The organism is Bauldia sp., assembly GCF_020442045.1.
Lineage (GTDB): Bacteria > Pseudomonadota > Alphaproteobacteria > Rhizobiales > Kaistiaceae > Bauldia.
Map to the genome: position 1 here is coordinate 1 of NZ_JAGRLA010000093.1, position 3,661 is coordinate 3,661.

A 3,661-nucleotide genomic window follows, 5' to 3' on the forward strand; every position below is an offset into this window, starting at 1 on the left:
CCTCCCCGTCGGACAAAAACGCACCATGGCCAAGCCGAAGCCCGCCCCCGGCAAGTTCATCTCGATCCGCGGGGCGCGCGAGCACAATCTCAAGAATGTCGACCTCGACCTGCCGCGTGACAGCCTGGTCGTGCTGACCGGCCTGTCGGGCTCCGGCAAGTCGTCGCTCGCCTTCGACACCATCTATGCCGAGGGCCAGCGCCGCTATGTCGAGAGCCTCTCGGCCTATGCCCGCCAGTTCCTCGAGATGATGCAGAAGCCGGACGTCGACCAGATCGACGGCCTGTCGCCGGCGATCTCGATCGAGCAGAAGACGACGAGCCGCAACCCGCGCTCGACCGTCGGCACGGTCACCGAGATCTACGACTATATGCGCCTGCTCTTCGCCCGGGTCGGCATCCCCTATTCGCCGGCGACCGGGCTGCCGATCGAGAGCCAGACGGTCTCGCAGATGGTCGACCGGGTGATGGCGCTGCCCGAGGGCACGCGGCTTTATCTCCTCGCGCCGATCGTCCGCGGCCGCAAGGGCGAATACCGCAAGGAGCTCGCCGAGCTGATGAAGCGCGGCTTCCAGCGGGTCAAGATCGACGGCGAGTTCCACGAGATCGCCGATGCCCCCGCCCTCGACAAGAAGTTCAAGCACGACATCGAGGTGGTGGTCGACCGCATCGTCGTCCGCGGCGACATCGCCACCCGCCTCGCCGATTCCTTCCAGACCGCGCTGGAGCTCGCCGACGGCCTGGCGATCGCCGAGTTCGCCGACGGTTCAGGCGCTGCGGGGAAACCGAGCGAAGCGAGGCAAGGCCAAGCGGCCGCCGGCCGGTCAGGCCGCCCCCGCGGAGGCGGCGAGCAAGGCGAGCTCGCCGTGAGCGAGATAGACGGAAAACAGATCCTGTTTTCCGAAAAATTCGCCTGTCCGGTCTCCGGCTTCACCATCTCGGAGATCGAGCCGCGGCTCTTCTCGTTCAACAATCCCTATGGCGCCTGCCCGGTCTGCGATGGGCTCGGCTCGGAGCGCACGGTCGATGCCGCCCTCGTCGTGCCGGACGAAAGCCTGACGCTGCGGAAAAACGCCATCGCCCCCTGGGGCAAGTCCTCCTCGCCCTATTACCTGCAGACCCTCGACAGCCTGGCCAGGCACTACCGCTTCTCGCTCGACACCGCCTGGTCGAAGCTGCCGGAGAAGGCGAGAGCCGCGATCCTCTACGGCACCGGCTCGGACAAGGTGAAGTTCACCTACGACGACGGCCTCCGCAAATACGACACGACCAAGACCTTCGAGGGCGTCATCCCCAATCTCGAGCGCCGCTGGAAGGAGACCGACTCGGCCTGGATGCGCGAGGAGATCGAGCGCTACCAGTCCTCCGTCCCCTGCGCCGCCTGCCACGGCAAGCGGCTGAAGCCGGAGGCGCTCGCCGTCAAGCTCGACAGGCTCGACATCGCCGACGTCACCGATTTCTCCATCCGCGCCGCCAACCGCTGGTTCGGGCACCTGCCCGACACCCTCACCGACCAGCAGAACGAGATCGCCGGCCGCATCCTCAAGGAAATCCAAGAGCGGCTGCAGTTCCTCGTCGATGTCGGGCTCGACTACCTGACGCTGTCCCGCAACTCCGGCACGCTCTCCGGCGGCGAGAGCCAGCGCATCCGCCTCGCCTCCCAGATCGGCTCCGGCCTCACCGGCGTCCTCTACGTGCTCGACGAGCCGTCGATCGGCCTCCACCAGCGCGACAATGCCCGCCTGCTCGAGACGCTGAAGCACCTCCGCGACCTCGGCAACACCGTCATCGTCGTCGAGCATGACGAGGACGCGATCCGCGACGCCGACTATGTCGTCGACATCGGCCCCGCCGCCGGCATCCATGGCGGCAAGGTCGTGGCGAGGGGCACGCCGGCCGAGATCATGGCCAACCCCAGGTCGCTGACCGGCCAGTTCCTCTCCGGCACCCGCTTCATCGACGTGCCGGACCATCGCCGCAAGCCCAAGAAGGGCAAGGCGCTGAAGGTCACCGGCGCGACCGGCAACAACCTCAAGAACGTCACCGCCGAGATCCCGCTGGGGCTGCTGACCTGCGTCACCGGCGTCTCCGGCGGCGGCAAGTCGACCCTCCTCATCGACACCCTCTACAAGGCCGTCGCCCGCCGGCTGAACGGCGCCCGCGACGCCCCCGCCCCGCATGACAGGCTCGAAGGCCTCGAATATCTCGACAAGGTCATCGACATCGACCAGTCACCGATCGGCCGCACCCCGCGCTCCAACCCGGCGACCTATACCGGCGCCTTCACCCCGATCCGCGAGTGGTTCGCCGGCCTCCCCGAGGCCAAGGCCCGCGGCTATGCGCCCGGCCGCTTCTCCTTCAACGTCAAGGGCGGCCGCTGCGAGGCCTGCCAGGGCGACGGCGTCATCAAGATCGAGATGCACTTTTTGCCCGACGTCTACGTCACCTGCGACGTCTGCAAGGGCAAGCGCTACGACCGCGAGACGTTGGAGGTGAAATACCGCGAGAAATCGATCGCCGACGTGCTGGACATGACGGTCGAGGAAGCCGCCACCCTGTTCAAGGCCGTGCCGTCGATCCGCGAGAAGATGGAGACGCTGAAGCGCGTCGGGCTCGACTACATCCATGTGGGCCAGCAGGCGACGACGCTCTCCGGCGGCGAGGCGCAGCGCGTCAAACTGTCGAAAGAGCTGGCGCGCCGCTCGACGGGCCGCACGCTCTACATTCTCGACGAGCCGACCACCGGCCTGCACTTCCACGACGTGAAGAAGCTGCTGGAAGTGCTGCACGAGCTGGTGGACCAGGGCAATTCGGTCGTGGTGATCGAGCACAATCTGGAGGTCATCAAGACCGCCGACTGGATCATCGACATGGGCCCGGAAGGCGGCGACGGCGGCGGCGAAATCGTCGCGCAGGGCGCCCCGGAGGATGTGGTGAAGGCGCCAAGGAGCCACACCGGACGGTTTCTGAAGGAAGTGCTCGCGCGGCGGCCTCTCAAAGCGCCGAGCGAGGCAGCGGAATAGCAGAGGCGGGAGGGGCAGGATGCGAGCGGGTCCCGGTGCGCTGGAAACATCCTGCAACGACACGCGCTACACCGGCCAAGCGGACGGCCATTACGAGAGCTTCTTCATCCGCGCCAATCATCCCGCGCGACCGCTGGCCTTCTGGATTCGCTATACGATCTTCAGTCCCAGCGGCGCGCCGGAGAACGCCGTCGGCGAGCTCTGGGCGATCCTGTTTCGCGGCGAGGGGAACAGGCATGTCGCCGCCAAGAGCGAGACGCCGCTGTCGAACTGCGCCTTTTCCGCGCATGGCCTGTCCGCCCGGATAGGCGCCGCTGAACTGTCCGACGGCAGCGCGACCGGGGCCATTACGCAGGGTTCGGCGCGCATATCATGGGACCTGCGCTTCGGCGGGGGCGGTCCGCCGCTGTTTCTGCTGCCGCGCAATCTCTACGAAAAGCGATTTCCGGCCGCCAAGAGCCTCGTCAGCCGGCCCCTGGCGCGGTTCGACGGCAAGATCGTCGCGGGCGACGACGAAATCGACATCGAGGGCTGGACCGGCAGCCAGAACCACAATTGGGGCCGCCGCCACACCGATCTCTACGCATGGGGACAGGTCGCCGGCTTCGACGATCACCCCGACACGTTTCTGGAGGTCGC

Annotated in this window: 2 protein-coding genes; both read left to right on the forward strand. The window is 67.0% G+C overall.

Translation table 11 applies throughout. The features are described from left to right. The first annotated feature begins 25 nt into the window (after window positions 1-25). Window positions 26-3,022, forward strand: coding sequence for an excinuclease ABC subunit UvrA (gene uvrA / locus KDJ86_RS10985; protein WP_291745512.1), 2,997 nt, complete (start codon window positions 26-28; stop codon window positions 3,020-3,022). Between the two features lie 19 nt (window positions 3,023-3,041). Beyond that, window positions 3,042-3,661, forward strand: a 620-nt coding sequence (locus tag KDJ86_RS10990) for a hypothetical protein (RefSeq protein ID WP_291745513.1), incomplete at its 3' end; no start/stop codon positions are given.

Excerpts from the sequence above, each read along its gene's own strand:
- uvrA (WP_291745512.1), top strand. The coding sequence starts at position 26 with ATGGCCAAGCCGAAGCCCGCCCCCGGCAAGTTCATCTCGATCCGCGGG.